This is a genomic window from Candidatus Viadribacter manganicus (assembly GCF_001679665.1).
Classification (GTDB): domain Bacteria; phylum Pseudomonadota; class Alphaproteobacteria; order Caulobacterales; family Aquidulcibacteraceae; genus Vitreimonas; species Vitreimonas manganica.
Genome location: NZ_CP013244.1, coordinates 2367075 through 2384505 on the forward strand (window position 1 = coordinate 2367075; position 17431 = coordinate 2384505).

Sequence of the window (17431 nt, forward strand, 5' to 3'; positions counted from 1 at the left end):
GTTCCTACCTTGCGAGCACCAAACACATCACACCGGTCACGATAAGTGTCTGTGCGGTGACATAAGTCCACCACACGATGGGCGCCGTCAAACGCCGCGACGGTGCATCGGCCGGTAGCCGGAAAAGTTCGGCCGCCAGCACCAAATCGCTGACCAGGAAGCTGAGCGCGCCAAGCATTGCCGGCCAACCCATCCATGGCAGCCACATCGCCGCGATCGCCATTGCGGTGATCGCGCCTGCATAAATCATCGCCACAAGCGGCGTGGCGCCCAGTTTCCGCCTCCAGATCGCGAGGCCGACGGCGGCTAGGGCGAACGCCGCGAGCGGAACGAATGCGGTGGGCGAGGGGCTGCTCTCGGGATCGGTGTTGAGCGCCATCATCCCGGTGATGACATAGACTGGCAGCAACAGGCCAAGGCCAACGAGCGCTGTCACCGCGAGCGTGTTGCTGAGCCGTGCGTGTTTGAATGCCTCTGTCCGCCAGAACCAGATGAGAAAGGTGATCAGGAGCGCCGCGATGGCAGCCATTGCCAGGTAGCGCGGCCAGAGTGGCGAGTTGTCCCCTGAGAAAAACCATACCGCGCCGAACATCAGTACGTAGGTCAGCTGGGCGAGCAAGAAGGCCAGGATGCCGAGCGGCAATGTCCATTTGGATTTAAACGCGAGGAAGAAGTCGCCAAGCGCCGATAAGAAGATGGCGGCGATAAGCGGAAAGGGCGCGCCGGCGCTGGTTAGCGCACCGGCTGCCGCGCCCATGAAGGTGGTTTTGACAATTGCGCGCAGGAAGCCGTGAGGCTGGCGCAAGAAGTAGAGGCCGTACGCTACGGCAGCCGCCATTGCGAGCGCACTGAGCGCCCAGAAAACCGGGCCAATAGCGATCGTCCCCATCGTTTGGCCCTTCGATTCCAGCGCCGTTCAGGTCAAGGTGGTACTATTACGGGCGAGCTACGGGGAAGTGGGCATGTCGGCTAAGCTTTGGCGTTTGAAAATGTTGGCGGCTGCCTCGGTGGCCGCGCTCCTTGCTGCGTGCGCGACAGCGCCCACGCCTGAGCAGCTCGAGGCGCAGGCTTGGAGTAGCGCGGCGACACAAGACTTTCCTGGCGCCTACGAGAGCTATCTCGGCGCCTATGGCGCGGGTCCGCATGCGGAAGCGGCGCGGCAACGCATCGCTGAACTCATGGTGCTCGAGCGCCAAGCATGGGCGCGGGCGCGCCAGGTCAACACCGAAGCATCCTACGAGGAATATCTCCGCACCTTTGGTTGGGGTGGAAACGCCGCGGAAGCGGATCAGCGCCGCGCGGTGCTGGCGGCGCCGCGATTGGCAGCTGAAGAACGGGCCGCATGGGCTGAGGCCGCACGCATCGATCGTATCGAAGCTTACGAAGGCTTCCTGAACGCGTGGCCGAGTGGCGCCAACTCCGAAGAGGCGCGGTCGCGTCTCGACTATCTCTGGAATACCGACGAAGGCGCATGGGTTCGCGCACGTCGTCTCGATTCAATCGGCGGTTATATGGATTTCTTGCGGGCCTATCCGCGCTCGCCATTCGCAGCCGACGCTCGCCGCATTCTCGATGATTATCGTCGCCAGGATGACTTCGCTTGGGATAGTGCGCGCCGCCGCGATGAAGTTCGTGAGTATGAACGCTACTTGCGCGAATTTCCGGACGGCTATCATCGGAGCGACGCTGAACGCCGCATTTATCAGCTGCGCGCCGACGATCGTACAGCGTGGGATCGGGCGGTGCGCCGCGACACCATCGACGCATACGATTATTATCTCGCCACGCAGCGCGACGGCGAATTCCGCGATCGGGCGCAGCGGCGCATTCGTCAGCTCCGCGACGCGATGAACAATCCACCGCCGCAACCGCCGCCGGTGACGTCGCCGCCGCCTCCACCACCTCCGCAGCCGCCAGGCCCGCCGCGGCCCCCGCGCCCGCACGATCCGCCGCCACCTCCACCACCGTCGCCACCTGCGCCGCCGGTGACACCCCCACCTCCGCCGCCATCACCACCGGTGACGCCGCCACCACCTCCGCCACCACCTCCGGAGCGGCCGCCTGAACCGCCGCCGCCGCCACCGCCGCCGCCACCGCCACCACCACCACCGCCGGCTCCGGATCAAAACGTCGACGGTATCGATCCGAACGCGCGAGACATGCCCGATCCGAACTGACGCAGCGCGACATTGCGTTCGCCCGCGCGGCGGCTAGAAACGCCGCTGCGCGCTTGCGCGTGCGCCAAGGGAGGAAAAAGATGCGTCTTTCGTCGGATATCGCTGCTGTTGTGACGGGCGGCGCGTCAGGCCTTGGCCGTGCGACAGTTGAGAAGCTGCGCGCCGATGGCGTGAAGGTCGCGATCTTCGATCGCGATGAAGAGCGCGGCAAAGCCACCGCCGCTGAACTCGGCGCAACCTTTTGCAAGGTCGATGTCACCAGCGACGATAGCGTCAATGCCGGCTTCGAGGCGGCGCGTAAGGCCAACGGGCAGGAGCGTATCCTGGTCTGCTGCGCTGGTATCGGTTCTGCGATGAAGACGGCGAGCCGCTCGAAAGAGAGTGGTGAGATCAAGCACTTCCCGCTCAACATTTTCGAGCTGACCATCCAGATCAATTTGATCGGTACGTTCCGCTGCGTCGCAAAATCAGCCGCCGGGATCTTGACGCTCGACCCGCTCGATAGCGGCGAGCGTGGCGCAATGGTGATGACGGCGTCGGTTGCCGCTGAAGACGGCCAAATTGGCCAGGCCGCTTACTCCGCCTCGAAGGGCGGTGTTGTTGGCATGACGCTGCCGATCGCGCGCGACCTTTCGGGCGAGGGCATTCGCATCAACACCATTCTGCCGGGGATCTTCGAAACGCCGCTCATGATGGGTGCGCCGGAGAAGGTGAAAGAAGCGTTGGCGGCGAGCGTGCCGTTCCCGAAGCGCCTCGGAAACCCGCAAGAATATGCATCTCTCGCTATCGAAATGATTCGAAATCCGTACTTCAACGGCGAGGATGTGCGCCTCGATGGCGCCATTCGCATGGGCCTTCGCTGAGGCGCGGGACCGTAATTTCGTTGATTTTCGTGCATTTTCGCAACACGCACCGCATGAGGGCGTGTGGAAACCGCTGTAAATCAGCATTTTTGGATTGCGACTCACAGGCGCCCATGTCAGGGAATCCCGCGTAAGTGTCGAAAACCGCTATAAACAGCGCTTTTTGACGCATTTCGAGAGAGGCGTAGTCACGCTCCATCAAGAAATGAGTGGCATCTACTCAGGGCCGGCGCGGAGAAGGGCAGTCAAAAAGCCTGATTTAGCGGCGGTTCGTTGAGTAAACACACGACAACCTTTGAGAAGGGAAACACCACATGGCCAAAAAGGCAGCGAAGAAGAAGGCTCCGGCCAAGAAGAAGTCAGCCGTCCGCAAGACCGCGAAGAAGGCAGCTCCGGCCCCGGCGAAGGCCGTGAAGGTCACAGCTGTTGCCGGCAAGACCGTCACCGCGAGCGCGCTGCTCCAGTCGGTTGCCGACCACCTCGGCGTGAAGAAGTCGGAAGCCAAGACGATGGTCGAAGGCTACGTTGATGTTGTGAAGGCCTACGTGCTCAAGGGCTCGAAGGTGAAGATCGGCGACATCGGCATGGTCATGATCCGCGCTCGCAAGGCCCGCATGGGCCGCAACCCGCAAACGGGTGAGCCGGTGAAGATTAAGGCGTCGAAGAAGCTGGCGTTCCGCCAGTCGGCCGTGATGAAGGCCCAGGTGATGGGCGGCCGCTAAGGCGACCTCGTCACCGACGCAAAAGTAACAATGACCCCATCCCGGGGTTGTCGAGACGGCCGGCGCGCTACGAAGCGCCGGCCGTTTTCGTTTGCATCCGAACCGCCGAAATCTGTCATCATGGTGTGAGGAGGCGAAGGATGCGGACACTGACTATGGCGGCGACGCTGGCGCTGGCTGCGTGCGCCACAACCGCACCCACACCCCCGGCCTCATTAGCGCCGGCCTGTGAGGTGTCCGTCCCTGACAGCGAATGGATCGACGCCTCCTTGGCTGCTTGGCGCTTCACGGCGCAGGAAATAACTGGCGCAGCTGTAGGTTCGTTCGATGCGGTGTTCTTCGACGACGATTGCGTGCTGACCAGCGCCAATGCTTTCACCGCGAATGCTTCAGCCGAAGTCATTTGGACCACAGCGCCGCACACGGGCGGGGTGACGCTTCCGGACGGCCAAGTCATGCCCGCTGGCGTTGCGTCTTTCGCCAGCGCGGAGGGCGCGCGTGCTTTCTTTGTCATGTCAACACCGAGCGTTTGGCGCGCTGGCGGCGTCACCAATGATGCCCTTGGCCTGGAGACGATGATGACCGGCGTGCTGCTGCACGAGGGGGCGCACGTGGCGCAGTTGGGCGCCTACGGCGCGGGCATCGCCGCGATCGTGGCGGCCAGCCCATTGCCCGACGACGAAGTCGGTGACGACATGGTGCAAATCTTGTTTGGCGAGAATTCCGAATTCGCGGCCTCGGTGGCGCGCGAAACAGAATTACTGATGCAAGTCACTGAGACGCGCGATCAAGCCGAAGCACGCCGTCTGGCGCTTGAGGCGCGTGAGTTGATGCGGGCGCGGCGCGCTCGCTGGTTCAGCGGTGAGAATGCCTATCTGGCCGAAGCTGAGGATACTTGGCTCACGCTTGAAGGCTCCGGCCAATGGGTCGCTTATCAGTGGATGGTGCATCCATCCGGAGGTGGTGCCGAGTCCGATGTCGCGATGGCGAACTTTGCACGCCGGGGGCGCTGGTGGTCTCAGAAAGAGGGGATCGCGCTCGCCTTCGCGGTTGATCGACTTGCTGGTTTCGACTGGAAACGACATGCTTTCGGCGACGGCGCCATGACCCTGACCCAAATGCTCGATGCGGCGCTAGCAAACGAGGAATAGGTGGCGCTTAGATCTCGATCATGTCGCGCGCGCGGCGGCAGACATCCGTGGCCGCCGTCACCTCTGCCGCCGTGAAGAGCGGCGCGTAGACGCCGGCGGCTTGCAGGAACTGTTTACGCATGGACTGAAACCTGTCGCGGCCCTTCTTGGTCGCGCGCACGAGTTTCGAAGTCTTGTGTTTCGGATTGTCGATGAACTCGACCAATCCTTGGGCCTCCAACGCATTCGCCGTGGTTTGGCAGTGTTGGCGCGAGACGGGACGAGAACGCGCCATGTCGGGCACGGTCTGTGGGCCGTCCTTCACCAGCATCCGCAACATGCCCCATTCGCCGCCGGCGGTGGCAAAGCCCGCGGTCGCTTCGCTGAGCGCCTCGATCCGGAAGTAAAATTCGATGACCGCGACGGAGAGGTCCAAAATGTTCTCTGCGCTTGCCTGCTGCGGCTTTTTCACTTGACAACTCACTTGTCGTATTTGACAGCTAAATTGTCATTCTGGGAGAGGTACATGCGCGCGTCAATGACGGCCGGTGAATCCGGCGAGGGCTGCACTGGCCTTGAATGCATATGGGGCCATCCGCGCGGTTTAACAGGGGTGCTGGCGCTTGCGGCCATGGCGGCCGGAAACGAGCGCCAGAACAAGGCGGCGCTCGATCTTCTGGCGCCCCGGATTGGCGATAGCGTGATCGAGTTGGGCTGCGGCGCGGGCATGGGTGTTCGTGCGGCTTTGAAGCGCGTCGGTGAGGCTGGCTACGTTGCAGGCGTCGATCACTCCGCGACGGCTTCGCATTGCGCCACGCATTTCGCCCACCGCGCCGTGCGATCGGGGCAAGCGGTGGTCATGCGCGCCGAAGCTTCCGATCTGCCGTTTCGCGATTCAATGTTCGATCGCGCCTTCGCGGTGAACAGCTTTCAGTTCTGGACGGACCCAGCGCGTGCGCTGCGCGAAATCTCCCGTGTGCTCGCGCCGGGTGGTCGTCTCGTTATTACGCAGCGCGCCTCCAATCTCGGGGCGCCGGGCGCTTATGCCGGCGCAGCGCACGGCATGGAGCGCATCGGCCAAGCGACGGCGCTGCTCAAAGCGCAAGGTTGGCGCATCGTCGACGAACGCGCTACGCGCGATGGTTCGCGCTTGCTTGCTGTGAGCGTGCTGGCGGAGCGGCCGGCCTAAGAGATGTGGCTCATGGTCGCTTGGCTGGCGTTGGCGCTCGTGCATACGCCGCCAGCGCTTGCGACGTTTTCACAGCGATTGCGAAAGCAAATGTACGGCGCTGAAGGCAGCGGTTCGCTTGACCTCATCCTGGTTCATCGCGGCGTACTTTTTCTTGCGGTGGTGAGCGTCTGTGTCCTTGCGGCCTTTCACTCTAGCGCGCGAACGGCAGCAGCATTGGTGACGTCGATCAGCGTGCTTGGGTTTCTTAGCGCCTATGTGACGCAAGGCGCGCCCAAACGTCTGCGAACGATTGCGTTGGCAGATGCGGTCGCACTCCTTCCGCTTGCGATCGTGTGCTTCGATGTATGGGCTAGTCTGACGGCTTAGCGTTGTTGGCGGCGATCTGCGCGATCGCGATGCCCGACGCCATAACGACCAAACCGAGGGCGCGGAGAGCATCGACGGGTTTGTGCGGCGCGCCGAAGAGGCCGAAATGATCAATCAGCGCCGAGGAGATGATCTGCCCGGCGAGCACAAACATAACCGCGTTGCCGATGCCAAAGCGTGGGCCGACCCACGTGATGGAAAGCAGGTAGAAGGCAAAACCGGCGCCGGCGAGAAGTTGCCAGGGCGTTGCGTGGCGCAATGTCTCCCACGACACGTTCATGCTTCCATTGAGCAGCGTGAACGCGAGGACGAGCGCAAAGCCGCCGCCAGATACAATCGCTGCCGCAGCCCAAGGATTATCGAGCATCCGTCCAAGTCCGCCTGAGAGTGCGGCCATGATCGGGATGAGAATGCCGCCAACCGTCGAGAGCGCGATGTAGTAGGCGAGCGTGGGCGCGTTCATCGCGGTCGCGTCTTGGCGTTACGAGCAGTCACCGTCTCGCCATTCATGCCCCAATTGTCAGTCTCGACTTCGTCTATGATGACGACCGTCGTTGCCGGGTTCTTGTTTAGCACGCGCTGGAGCAATTCAGTGGCGCCCTTGATCAGCTCGGCCTTTTGCTCGGCGGTCGCGCCAGTCTTGGTGATCTTGATGTTCACGTACGGCATGGGGCCTCACACAAAGCCGGCGACGGGGTGGGGGATGTAGGGCTCTTCGAGCCGTTTGATTTCATCTGCTGTAAGCGCAACTTCCGCCGCCGCGATCGCATCGTTGAGTTGCTCGATCTTGGTGGCGCCAACGATGGGCGCAGTGACGCCGTTCTTGGCCAACAGCCAGGCCAAGGCCACCTGCCCGCGCGGTAGAGCGCGTTCGGTCGCGATTTCGCCGACGCGCTCGATAACGGCGCGATCGGCTTCCGCTGTCTTGCGATAGAGATATTGGCCGAACTTGTCAGTTTCACTGCGCTCGGTCTTTTCGTCCGGCCCGCGCGCCAGCCGTCCGCGCGCAAGCGGCGACCACGGTATGACGCCGATGCCCTGGTCGCGACAAAGCGGCAGCATTTCGCGCTCTTCTTCGCGGTAGAGCAGGTTCAGGTGGTTTTGCATCGAGATGAAGCGCGACCAGTTGTTGGCGCTCTGCAGCGCCAGGGCTTGCATGAATTGCCACGCATACATCGACGAGGCGCCGATATAGCGGGCCTTGCCGGCCTTCACGACGTCATTGAGGGCTTCGAGTGTTTCTTCGATTGGTGTTTCGGGATCGAGGCGGTGGATCTGGTAGAGATCCACGTAATCGGTGCCGAGGCGCTTCAGGCTGAGATCGATTTCGCCGAGAATGGCTTTGCGTGAGAGGCCTTTGCCGTTCGGATCGTTCGGCCGCATCTCGCCATGAACTTTGGTCGCGATAACGATCTCGTCGCGCTTGGCGTACTTCTTGATTGCGCGGCCGAGAAACTCTTCGCTGGTGCCAAAGGAGTAGACGTTGGCGGTGTCGAAGAAGTTGATCCCAGCTTCGATGGCGCGCTTGTAGAAGGGTTGTGACGCTTCTTCGTTGAGCGCCCAGGGGTGCGCGCCTCCAGCGCCATTGGCGTAGGCCATCGTGCCGAGACAAATGCGCGAAACTTTGAGGCCGCTTTTGCCGAGATTGACGTACTTCATGCCGTCAGCTCCACGAAAACATCTTCTAAATCGGGTTCTTGGATCGAGAGATCCTTGATCGTGACGCCGGCTGCACGCACCCGGTCCAGCAATTCTTCCACGGAATGCTGGCTTGTTTTGTAGGTTAGCGTAAATGCGCCGGTCGCTTTCATCGCGAAGGTGACATCCTCGAAGCCTTTGAGCGGCGGCGTCACCGGCGATTGCGGCGTGACGACTAGCGTTTTCTGATCTAGCCGCGAGATGAGTTTCGAGGTCGGTTCGCAGGCGATGACGTTGCCGTGGTTGATGATCGCGATCGTGTCGCAGAGTTCTTGTGCTTCTTCGAGGTAGTGCGTGGTCAGCACGATGGTGACGCCGCTCGCATGCAGTGCGCGCACATAGTCCCAAAGCTGGCGGCGCAGTTCGACGTCGACACCGGCGGTTGGTTCATCGAGCACGAGAACCGGCGGCGCGTGCACCATCGCCTTCGCCACGAGCAGGCGACGTTTCATGCCGCCCGAAAGCGTGCGTGCATAAGCGTCGCGCTTATCCCAAAGCCCGACGGCGCGAAGAATCTCCTCGGTGCGCCGCTCACTTTTGGGGACGCCGTAATATCCGGCTTGGATCTCCAGCGCCTCGCCGGGGGAGAAGAACGGATCCATGTTGAGTTCTTGCGGTACGATGCCGATGGCGCCGCGCGCGTTCATCGGATCGGCGTCAATGTCGTGGCCCCAGATCGAGGCGGTCCCGCCGCTCTTCACGACGAGGCCGCCCAGGGTGTTGATGAAGGTGGATTTGCCGGCTCCGTTGGGGCCCAGAAGGCCAAAGAACGAGCCGCGCGGAATGGCGAGGTCGATTGCCTTCAATGCGTGCACGGCCTTGCCCTTGCCTTGGGCGCGATAGGTTTTGTCGAGGCCGCGCGCCTCGATGGCGAACTCGGGCGGCGTCTGTGATGTTGGCATGGAATACCTGGGTTGCCCGCATTGCGCGGGCGCACGATGCGCTTTAGTTACGGGCCCGCTAAAGCCGCTTCAACCCAGGCCGCGACTAGAAATGACGAAACTGCGCGATAACCCCCGCACCGATGCGTCCACCCCGGGCGATCCCGACGCGCTGCCGGCGCCGGAAACGATCGAGGTGACGTCGCGGCGCGTGAAGTGTGATGGCGGCGGCGCCGCGCTCGGGCATCCCGTCGTCTATTATGACATGGGCGAAGAAAACTTCGTCGAATGTGGCTACTGCGACCGCCGCTTCGTGCTGGTCGTTGGTGCAGGCGACGATCACCACTAAAGTTTAGTGCATCGCACCGACGACGATCTCGATCTTGTTGCCATCGGGATCAAGCACGACTGCGCCATAATAGTCGGGGCCGATGTCGAGATGCAGGCCCGCGGCGCGGAGCGTCGTCGCGCCATGCGCCAAGGCGGCAAGGTAGGCGTCATCCACTTCCTGCTCTGAGGTTGCGCGGAAGGCGATATGTGCGCCGAGCCCTGCAATGCGGTCGCCGTCGGTTGGATAGAGCCAAAACAGCCGCGTCCCATCTCGGCCGTAGGCGAGCTCGTTTTCCTTCGACCACGTCTTCGAGTGGCCGAGCGGCGCGAACAACGCATCGTAGAATCGCGCCGCCGCCATGAGATCGCGCACGCCGAGCGAGAGATGGTCGAACATAAAATCCTCCGAACGCCGATAGATTGGAGTGCTTCGCTGTTCATGCAAGCGCGCGCGAAAAGAAAACGGTGAAGTCCGAAAACAGCGAGGCGGGCATGTGGATCGTGCTATACTGCAATGATCCAGGAGTGGCCGCCAATGTCCGCCGAAAAAGCAGCAATATTCCACAAACTGCATGAAGAGCTCTTGATCCTCCCAAACACATGGGACGCAGCTTCAGCGCGCATTGTGGAAGACGCTGGCGCCAAAGCGATCGCTACCTCAAGTGCTGCGGTTGCATGGGCGCAAGGCTATGCCGATGGCCACCATTTCCCCGTCGATAAGCTGATTGAAGTCGTGAAAGCGACTGAGCGTGCTGTCACCATTCCGATCACCTGCGATGCGGAGGGCGGCTATTCCGACGATCCAAAACAGGCTGTGGACAACGTCGCGAAGCTCATCGACGCCGGCGCTGTCGGCATCAACCTCGAGGACAACGTGTATCCGCACGAACTGCATCTGAAAAAGATCGAAGCGATCCGTGCGATGGCTGAGAAGAAGGGCGTCAACCTCTACATTAATGCGCGCACCGACGTTTACTTGAAGGCGCTTGCGCCGCCGGAGCAGGCCGCTGAGGAAACGTTGCGCCGCGCCGCTGCGATCGAGCGGGCGGGCGCGAGCGGCTTGTTCGTCCCAGGCATTGCTGACGCCGCGCAGATCGGGGTTATCGTGAGTGGGACGAAGCTGCCGCTCAATATCATGGCGCGTCCCGGCGCGCCGTCAGCGGCAAAACTTCGCGAACTCGGCGTGCGGCGTGTCAGCGCTGCGACGGGGCTCTTCAATGCCGCTATGGCTGCTGCTCGCGAAGCCGCGGAGGACTTCCTGCGCGACGCCGACTCAGAAGCGTTGTGGCAACGCCGCGGCAGCCCGCCAGATTACAACAAGCTGTTCGGCGGATAAGGGCTGACCACGGCGCACGAAGCCTCTACACAGGCGCATGGCTAAGAAAGACGCTCCGCGCCTCTACCTCATCGACGGCTCCGCCTACATCTTCCGTGCGTATCACGCGTTGCCGCCGCTGACGCGTGCAAGCGATGGCCTAAGCGTAGGCGCCGTAGCCGGCTTTTGTAACATGCTGTGGAAGTTCTTAGAGGAGATGAAAGGCGCCGAAGCGCCGACTCACCTCGCAGTTATCTTCGACAAAAGCGAAGTGACCTTCCGCAACAAGCTCTATCCGGAATACAAAGCCCATCGCCCGCCGGCGCCGGAAGATCTGGTGCCGCAGTTCCCGATGATCCGGGACGCGACGCGCGCGTTTAATCTGCCGTGCATCGAGATGGGGGGCTTCGAGGCCGACGATCTGATCGCGACGTATGCGCGCCAAGCCGCTGCCGGTGGCGCCAGCGTGCGCATCGTCTCGTCCGACAAGGACCTCATGCAACTCATCGTTGAAGGCGTCATTCAGCTTTATGACCCGATGAAGAACCGCATTCTCGGCCTCGACGCTGTTATGGAGAAGTTTGGCGTCGGCCCCGAGAAGGTGATCGACGCGCAAGCGCTCATCGGCGATTCGACGGACAACGTTCCGGGCGCACCTGGCATCGGCCCCAAGACAGCAGCAGAACTCATCAACACGTTCGGCTCGCTCGATGCGATCCTTGAACGCGCCAACGAGATCAAGCAGCAGAAGCGGCGCGAAACCTTGATCAACTTCGCCGATCAGATCCGTCTCTCTCGCGAACTCGTCACACTCAAAGACGATGTCGACGTCGAAGAGAAGTGGGAAAGCTTCGCGCTGCGTGAGCCCGATCCAGCGATGCTGCTTCAATTTATCGACGCGATGGAGTTCCGCACGCTTGGGCGGCGTGTGCGTGAGCACTTTGCTAAAGAGAAGGGCGTTCAGATCGTCGCCAGCTACACCTCCGCGGCGCCTCCGCTGGCGCCGGTGCATGCGGATGACGGCGCGCCGCGCGCTGGCCCGGTGCTTGAAGAGATCGAGCGTGAGTTCAAGCCCGACGCTTACAAGATCGTCCGCGATCTGCCAGCGCTGGAGGACTATATTCGCCGCGCCAAGCTCGCTGGTGCAATCGGTATCGATACTGAAGCAGATTCGTTCGATGCGATGCGGGCGCAGCTTGTCGGTGTCTCGCTTTCACTTGCGGCGAATGACGCGATTTACATTCCGCTGCAGCATCGCGGTTCGGAGTCGCGCGCCGGCGAGTTGTTCGCGGCAGAGGCGCCGTCCGAGACGGGGGCCTTGGATACGGGGACGCAAATCGGTTTGAGCGCAGCGCTCGCCGCATTGCAGTCGTTGTTCGAAGACGCGTCGGTCACCAAAGTCGGCCTCAACATCAAATGGGATATTGCGCTCTTCGCCAAGCACAAGATAGCGCTCAAGGCGTTTGATGATCCAATGCTGGCGTCCTACACGCTTTATGGCGGACTAGACGATCACGATAAGACTTCGTTGATCGAAAAGCACATTGGCCATGGCTTGACGCCGTACGCCAACGTCGCCGGCAAAGGCAAGGCGCAGCAGACTTTCGATTTAGTGCCGATCGAAGCTGCGGCGGCATATTCGTGCGAACACGCTGACGCTGCTTTGCGGCTTTATCGTAAGCTCTCACCGGAATTGGCGAGCAATCACCTTATCACGGTATACGAAACACTTGAGCGGCCTTTGCCGCCTGTGCTTGCGGCAATGGAGCGCGAAGGGATCAAGGTTGACCCGCAGATGCTCTCGCGCCTTTCCGGCGATTTTGCGCAGCGCATGTTGCAATATGAATCCGAGGCCTACGGGCTTGCAGGAAAGGAATTCAATCTCGGGTCGCCTAAGCAGCTCGGCGAAATTTTGTTTGATGAGCTCAAGCTTGCGGGTGGCGGCAAAACCAAGACCGGCGCTTGGTCCACCGATGCGGCGATCCTCGAAGATTTGGCTGAGCAGCACGATCTGCCAGCCAAGGTGCTCGAGTGGCGTCAACTCTCAAAGCTGCGCTCCACCTACACCGAAGCATTGGGCGCAGCCATCAATCCGCAGACCAATCGCGTACACACCAGCTACGCGCTCGCCTCAACCACAACGGGGCGGCTCTCGTCGAATGATCCAAACCTGCAGAATATTCCGATCCGCACCGAGGAAGGCCGTCGCATTCGCGATGCGTTCATTGCCGAGAAGGGCAATGTGCTTGTCTCAGCCGACTATTCGCAGATCGAGCTGCGCCTGCTCGCGCATGTCGCGGACATTCCCCAGCTGAAGCAGGCATTTGCCGATGGTGTCGATATTCATGCTCGCACCGCGTCGGAGATGTTCGGCGTTCCGGTTGAGGGCATGCCGAAGGAAATTCGTAGCAATGCCAAGGCGATCAATTTCGGCATTATCTACGGCATCAGCGCGTTCGGCTTAGCACGCAATCTCGGCATCGCCCGTGAAGAAGCGGCCGCCTACATCAAGAAATACTTTGAGCGCTTTCCAGGCATCCGCGATTACATGGAAGAGACCAAAGCGTTCGCTCGCGCTAACGGCTACGTGAAAACGATCTTCGGCCGCCGCATCTGGGTGAAGGGCATCCAGTCGAAGAATCCGAGCGAACGCGCGTTTGGCGAACGCCAATCCATCAATGCGCCGCTGCAAGGCGCCGCCGCCGACATCATTCGGCGTGCGATGGTTCGCTTGCCGGCGGCGTTGGCGAAGGCAAAGCTAAAGTCGCGCATGCTGCTGCAAGTGCATGACGAACTCGTGTTCGAGGCGCCGAAGGAAGAAGCGGACACGCTTTGCAAGCTTGCAAAGGACGTGATGGAAGCCGCGCCTGAGCCTGCGGCTATTCTCAGCGTGCCTCTAACGGTCGAAGCCAAAGCCGGATCAAGCTGGGGCGCTGCGCACTAACGCGAGTGATTGCGCGTTGCGCTCGCGGCGCGCTGCGCGCAAGCTGTACTGATGCGCACGCTCTTGGCCATTAGTGTTTTGGTTTTTGTGGTGTCGGGCTGCACGCCGCCAGCGCCGGCGCCAAGTACGCCATCCGCGGTTGCGGTCGAGCCGGCGGCGACCGTCGCGACTGGTGAGCTTGAGATGTTCACGTCTCCGTCTGGCAATATCGGATGCACTTATGTGCCGTCCGGAGGCACCGCGGTTTATCAGCCTGCCCAAGCGGGCGCTGAACTGACCTGCGATCGCTCGGAGCCGACCTACGTGCGCGTCGTGCTCCCAGAGAACGGCCCTGCTCATGTTGTCGAGACCGATGAGCGTGGTTGCTGCTCGGGTGAAGCGCTAGCGTACGGACAAACTTGGTCGCGCGGCCCGTTCAGGTGCGAGAGCAGTGAGCAGGGCGTCACCTGCACTAGCGCGGGTGGCCATCGCTTGTCGCTCAACCGTGAGCGCGCAGACGTGAACTGAGGGCCGCCAGTTTCCTCATTTTCGCCGCTTATCGCGTGTGAGGCCTGGGCGGCGTCGCACACAAGCCCGTGAAAGACGCGCGCTAGCGTCGGCAGCCATTGACGGCTAAGAAGACCCGTACCAGTTCATTACGGTAAAGTCAGGATTCGCGACCTACCCATGCCGACCATCGCCCTTGTCGACGACGACGAGAACATTCTCGCCTCCCTGAAGGTCCTCTTTGAGGGCGAAGGTTACACCGTGCGGTCCTATACGGATGGCGCGACGGCGCTTGCTGCGCTGTCGGAAACGCCGCCGGACATTGCCATCCTCGATATCAAGATGCCGCGCATGGATGGCGTCGAAGTTCTGCGCCGTCTGCGGCAGGGTTCGAACCTTCCGGTCATCTTCCTCACGTCCAAAGACGACGAGATGGACGAAGTCGTCGGCTTCAATGTCGGCGCGGACGACTACATCAAAAAGCCATTCTCCCAACGCCTGCTCAGCGAGCGCGTGAAGGCGCTGTTGCGTCGTACCCGCGCCGGCGCGCCAGGTGCAGAGGCAACGAGTGACAAGAAGCCAATCGTTCGCGGCGAACTTACCCTTGATCCGAACCGCCACGCTTGTACGTGGAAGGGCGAACAAGTTCGCCTCACGGTCACTGAATTTCTTATCCTGCAAGCGCTCGCTCAGCGCCCTGGCTACGTGAAGAGCCGGGACCAGCTGATGGACGCTGCCTATGACGATCAGGTCTATGTCGACGACAGAACCATCGACAGCCACATCAAGCGGCTCCGCAAAAAATTCCGCGACATCGACGGCGACTTCGACGCGATCGAAACCCTCTATGGCGTCGGCTACCGGTACAACGAAATCTGACGGGATCTTCCGCGCGATCCTGCGTTCGCGCATCGCGCGGATCATTTTCATTTGGAATTTTGCCGGCCTGTTCGTCCTCATTCTGGGCGTGCTGCTGCTGACAGAGATGCGCGCCGGTTTGACCGAGGCGCAATTCCGCAATTTGCGGACCCAAGGCGAACTGATCACCAACCTGCTGATCGAAACCGGCACGGTTGAGGGCGATCCGAACCCGTACATCAATGAGAGCGCGGTGCGGCTGGTCTTGCACCGGATATTGCCGCCAATCGCGGAAGGGGCGCGTCCCGGCGTCGGACGGCCGCGCGTGCGGGTGTTCGATACTGATGCCCGCCTCATCGCCGACAGCGACGTCATTTACGATGAGATCCGCGAGACGCCGATCACCGAGGATCAGAGCCTCGGCGAGCAGATCGAAAGCGCCGCGCGGCAGGTGGAGTATCTGCGCCTGACCCCGTGGCGGCCGACGACCACGCTGGAAGAAGAGCAGCGGCGTGCCTTGCGAGGTGAGATCGTCAACGGGGAGAGGTTGAACGAACGCGGTGAGCGGGTTGTGTCGGTGACTGTTCCGCTGCGGCGCGTGCAGCAAGTCATAGGTACAGTGACGACCGAGAGCGCCGACGTTGAGCGGATCCTGGTGGCGGAGCGCGCCGGCATGATCCCGTTCATGATCGGCGCAACGATTGCCATCTTTCTATCTTCTCTATTGCTGGCTCTGTTCATCGCGCGCCCGCTGCGCAAGTTGGCGAACGCGGCAGATTCCCTCCGGTTGACCGGCGCCACGCGCCTGGACTTGCCTGAAGTCACCCACCGGAAGGATGAAATCGGCGCGTTGGCGCACTCGCTCGAAGCGATGACGGGCGCGCTTGCAGACCGCATCGACGCCAATGAGCGGTTCGCTGCTGACGTAAGCCACGAGATCAAGAATCCGCTGGCTTCGATTCAATCGGCGGTGACTTCGGCGCGATCGGCGAAAACGCCGGAGCAACAAGCGCAAATGCTGGGCATCGTTGCGCAGGATGTGCAGCGCCTTGATCGCCTGATTACAGACATTGCGCGCGCAAGCCGCATCGAGGCAGAGACAGCAAAGCTAGACTTGCACCGTATCGATCTTGGTGCGCTTCTGTTCGAAATCACCCGCGCTTATGCATCGCCGCCAGACGAAGAGGCGCCGGTTACGGTCGCGTTTAAAGGACCCAAGCCCGAAGGCCTTATCGCGCTCGGGCAGGCTGGGCCGCTTGGTCAGGTCTTCCGAAATTTGATCGACAATGCGCGGTCGTTCAGTCCCCATGGTGGCGTGGTGTCGGTCTCGGCGGAGTTGGTGCGCGCAAAGGAAGGTGCGATCGTCCGCGCCATCGTCGACGATCAGGGCCCAGGCGTGCCGCCTGAGAACCTCGAAACCATCTTCGAGCGCTTCTACACCCAGCGGCCGAAAGGGGCTGCCTTTGGCGGTAATTCGGGTCTCGGTCTTTCCATCGCCCGCCAGATCGTCACCTCGCTCGGCGGGCGGATTTACGCCCAGAACAAGGATGGCCTGGGCCGCGGAGAGAGCGGCGGCGCTCGCCTAGTCGTGGAATTGCCGCTGGCGCACTAGGCCATCCGTCGAAAACTGCAATCGCAGTGAGGCTTTCGCTTCCTCCGCCATCCGCGAGGGCCTATGTAGCAGCCCTTATTCCAAGCCCACTGGCGGGTGGCGGGAGACTACTGAATGATTGGTGTCGTGGTTGTGTCCCACGGCCGTCTGGCGGACGAGTTTGTCGCCGCGGCGGAACACGTTCTCGGGCCTCAGGATCAGATGCGCGCTATCGCCATCGGCCCTAATGACAACATGGAAGAGCGACGCTCCGACATTATCGACGCCGTGCGCGCGGTCGATAAGGGCGATGGTGTTGTGCTTCTCACCGACATGTTCGGCGGCACGCCGTCGAACCTCGCGATCTCGGTTATCAATCAGGTGAAAACCGAAGTGATCGCCGGCGTGAATTTGCCGATGCTGATTAAGCTCGCTGAGGTCCGCGACAAGGTCAGTCTGCCGGAGGCGGCGCTTGCTGCGCAGGACGCTGGACGGCGCTATATTCGAGTCGCCTCGGTGGAACTCGCCGGCGGCGCGGCCTAAGCAGGCCGTCAGTAGCGGGCGGGTACATGACCATCACGCGCACTCTGCAGATCGTGAACAAGAAGGGTTTGCACGCGCGCGCCTCGCGTAAGCTGGCCGAGCTGGCGCTTGGCTATGACAATACCCGGATCAGTGTCCGCAAAGAAACCGACGAAGCCGACGCCCGCTCGTTGATGGACCTGATGATGCTTGGCGCTGGGATTGGCGATGAAGTCGAGATCGAAACCCGCGGTCCGCAGGCGGAGGAGGCCATGGCCGCCGTCGAAGCTCTGATCGCTTCGAAATTTCACGAAGAAGAATAGCCAGGAGGGGTTTGCCCCGCCTTTGCCGCAATT

The 17431-nt window shown here is 61.6% G+C and carries 21 protein-coding genes; 14 read left to right on the forward strand and 7 right to left on the reverse strand.

Going from position 1 to position 17431, the window contains the following annotated elements; translation table 11 throughout:
• Positions 1-4 precede the first annotated feature (4 nt).
• Positions 5-889: a lysoplasmalogenase family protein gene (locus tag ATE48_RS12165; RefSeq protein WP_066771887.1), complete on the reverse strand. Its 885-nt coding sequence runs from the start codon at positions 887-889 to the stop codon at positions 5-7.
• A 73-nt stretch (positions 890-962) separates the two neighbouring features.
• Here ATE48_RS12165 and ATE48_RS19790 point away from each other — a divergent pair, with 73 nt between their 5' ends.
• The 4 genes from ATE48_RS19790 (at position 963) to ATE48_RS12185 (ending at position 4913) form a co-directional block, all read left to right on the forward strand.
• On the forward strand, positions 963-2177 hold the full coding sequence (locus tag ATE48_RS19790) for a hypothetical protein (protein WP_066771889.1): 1215 nt from the start codon (positions 963-965) through the stop codon (positions 2175-2177).
• An 80-nt stretch (positions 2178-2257) separates the two neighbouring features.
• Positions 2258-3040 (forward strand): SDR family NAD(P)-dependent oxidoreductase, encoded by a 783-nt coding sequence (locus ATE48_RS12175; RefSeq protein WP_066771891.1) that lies wholly within the window; start codon positions 2258-2260, stop codon positions 3038-3040.
• A gap of 314 nt (positions 3041-3354) precedes the next feature.
• The gene (locus ATE48_RS12180) at positions 3355-3762 is read left to right on the forward strand and encodes an HU family DNA-binding protein (protein WP_066771894.1); all 408 of its coding nucleotides are present in this window, start codon (positions 3355-3357) and stop codon (positions 3760-3762) included.
• 140 nt (positions 3763-3902) lie between these two features.
• The gene (locus tag ATE48_RS12185) at positions 3903-4913 is read left to right on the forward strand and encodes a hypothetical protein (RefSeq protein WP_156767749.1); all 1011 of its coding nucleotides are present in this window, start codon (positions 3903-3905) and stop codon (positions 4911-4913) included.
• Between the two features lie 7 nt (positions 4914-4920).
• On the opposite strand, the gene ATE48_RS12190 is transcribed toward ATE48_RS12185, so the two are convergent.
• The gene (locus tag ATE48_RS12190) at positions 4921-5364 is read right to left on the reverse strand and encodes a MarR family winged helix-turn-helix transcriptional regulator (RefSeq protein WP_066771899.1); all 444 of its coding nucleotides are present in this window, start codon (positions 5362-5364) and stop codon (positions 4921-4923) included.
• Between the two features lie 54 nt (positions 5365-5418).
• Between ATE48_RS12190 and ATE48_RS12195 the strand changes: the two genes are divergently transcribed.
• The gene (locus ATE48_RS12195; RefSeq protein ID WP_083197319.1) at positions 5419-6081 is read left to right on the forward strand and encodes a class I SAM-dependent methyltransferase; all 663 of its coding nucleotides are present in this window, start codon (positions 5419-5421) and stop codon (positions 6079-6081) included.
• A gap of 12 nt (positions 6082-6093) precedes the next feature.
• Positions 6094-6450, forward strand: coding sequence for a hypothetical protein (locus tag ATE48_RS12200; protein WP_156767750.1), 357 nt, complete (start codon positions 6094-6096; stop codon positions 6448-6450).
• Here ATE48_RS12200 and ATE48_RS12205 read toward each other — a convergent pair.
• From ATE48_RS12205 to ATE48_RS12220, 4 genes are read right to left on the reverse strand one after another with little or no spacing between them, the layout of a single operon-like run.
• On the reverse strand, positions 6434-6913 hold the full coding sequence (locus ATE48_RS12205) for a DMT family transporter (protein ID WP_066771903.1): 480 nt from the start codon (positions 6911-6913) through the stop codon (positions 6434-6436). The genes ATE48_RS12200 and ATE48_RS12205 overlap by 17 nt on opposite strands.
• Positions 6910-7119, reverse strand: a complete 210-nt coding sequence (locus ATE48_RS12210; RefSeq protein WP_066771905.1) for a tautomerase family protein — start codon at positions 7117-7119, stop codon at positions 6910-6912. Before ATE48_RS12210 ends, ATE48_RS12205 begins: the two co-directional genes overlap by 4 nt.
• Positions 7120-7125: 6 nt before the next feature.
• Positions 7126-8109, reverse strand: coding sequence for an aldo/keto reductase (locus ATE48_RS12215; protein WP_066771906.1), 984 nt, complete (start codon positions 8107-8109; stop codon positions 7126-7128).
• Positions 8106-9050, reverse strand: coding sequence for an ABC transporter ATP-binding protein (locus ATE48_RS12220; RefSeq protein WP_066771908.1), 945 nt, complete (start codon positions 9048-9050; stop codon positions 8106-8108). Before ATE48_RS12220 ends, ATE48_RS12215 begins: the two co-directional genes overlap by 4 nt.
• Positions 9051-9141: 91 nt before the next feature.
• On the opposite strand from ATE48_RS12220, the gene ATE48_RS12225 reads away from it, so the two are divergent.
• The gene (locus ATE48_RS12225; protein ID WP_066771912.1) at positions 9142-9378 is read left to right on the forward strand and encodes a zinc-finger domain-containing protein; all 237 of its coding nucleotides are present in this window, start codon (positions 9142-9144) and stop codon (positions 9376-9378) included.
• A 3-nt stretch (positions 9379-9381) separates the two neighbouring features.
• Here the strand turns inward: ATE48_RS12225 and ATE48_RS12230 are convergent, their stop codons facing one another.
• A complete protein-coding gene (locus ATE48_RS12230) occupies positions 9382-9756 on the reverse strand; it encodes a VOC family protein (RefSeq protein WP_066771913.1) in 375 nt (124 codons plus the stop codon).
• A gap of 138 nt (positions 9757-9894) precedes the next feature.
• On the opposite strand from ATE48_RS12230, the gene ATE48_RS12235 reads away from it, so the two are divergent.
• The 7 genes from ATE48_RS12235 to ATE48_RS12265 all read left to right on the forward strand — a co-directional run bounded on the left by ATE48_RS12235 (position 9895) and on the right by ATE48_RS12265 (position 17398).
• Positions 9895-10695, forward strand: coding sequence for an isocitrate lyase/PEP mutase family protein (locus ATE48_RS12235; RefSeq protein ID WP_066774991.1), 801 nt, complete (start codon positions 9895-9897; stop codon positions 10693-10695).
• A gap of 37 nt (positions 10696-10732) precedes the next feature.
• Complete coding sequence (gene polA / locus ATE48_RS12240) at positions 10733-13618, forward strand: DNA polymerase I (RefSeq protein WP_066771914.1); 2886 nt, start codon at positions 10733-10735, stop codon at positions 13616-13618.
• A 51-nt stretch (positions 13619-13669) separates the two neighbouring features.
• Positions 13670-14125: a hypothetical protein gene (locus ATE48_RS12245; protein ID WP_228126598.1), complete on the forward strand. Its 456-nt coding sequence runs from the start codon at positions 13670-13672 to the stop codon at positions 14123-14125.
• Between the two features lie 159 nt (positions 14126-14284).
• A complete protein-coding gene (locus ATE48_RS12250; protein ID WP_066771915.1) occupies positions 14285-14983 on the forward strand; it encodes a response regulator transcription factor in 699 nt (232 codons plus the stop codon).
• Positions 14952-16574, forward strand: coding sequence for a HAMP domain-containing histidine kinase (locus ATE48_RS12255; protein WP_066771917.1), 1623 nt, complete (start codon positions 14952-14954; stop codon positions 16572-16574). Before ATE48_RS12250 ends, ATE48_RS12255 begins: the two co-directional genes overlap by 32 nt.
• A gap of 114 nt (positions 16575-16688) precedes the next feature.
• Positions 16689-17096, forward strand: coding sequence for a PTS sugar transporter subunit IIA (locus ATE48_RS12260; RefSeq protein WP_066771919.1), 408 nt, complete (start codon positions 16689-16691; stop codon positions 17094-17096).
• A gap of 26 nt (positions 17097-17122) precedes the next feature.
• Positions 17123-17398, forward strand: coding sequence for an HPr family phosphocarrier protein (locus ATE48_RS12265; RefSeq protein ID WP_066771921.1), 276 nt, complete (start codon positions 17123-17125; stop codon positions 17396-17398).
• Positions 17399-17431 lie beyond the last annotated feature (33 nt).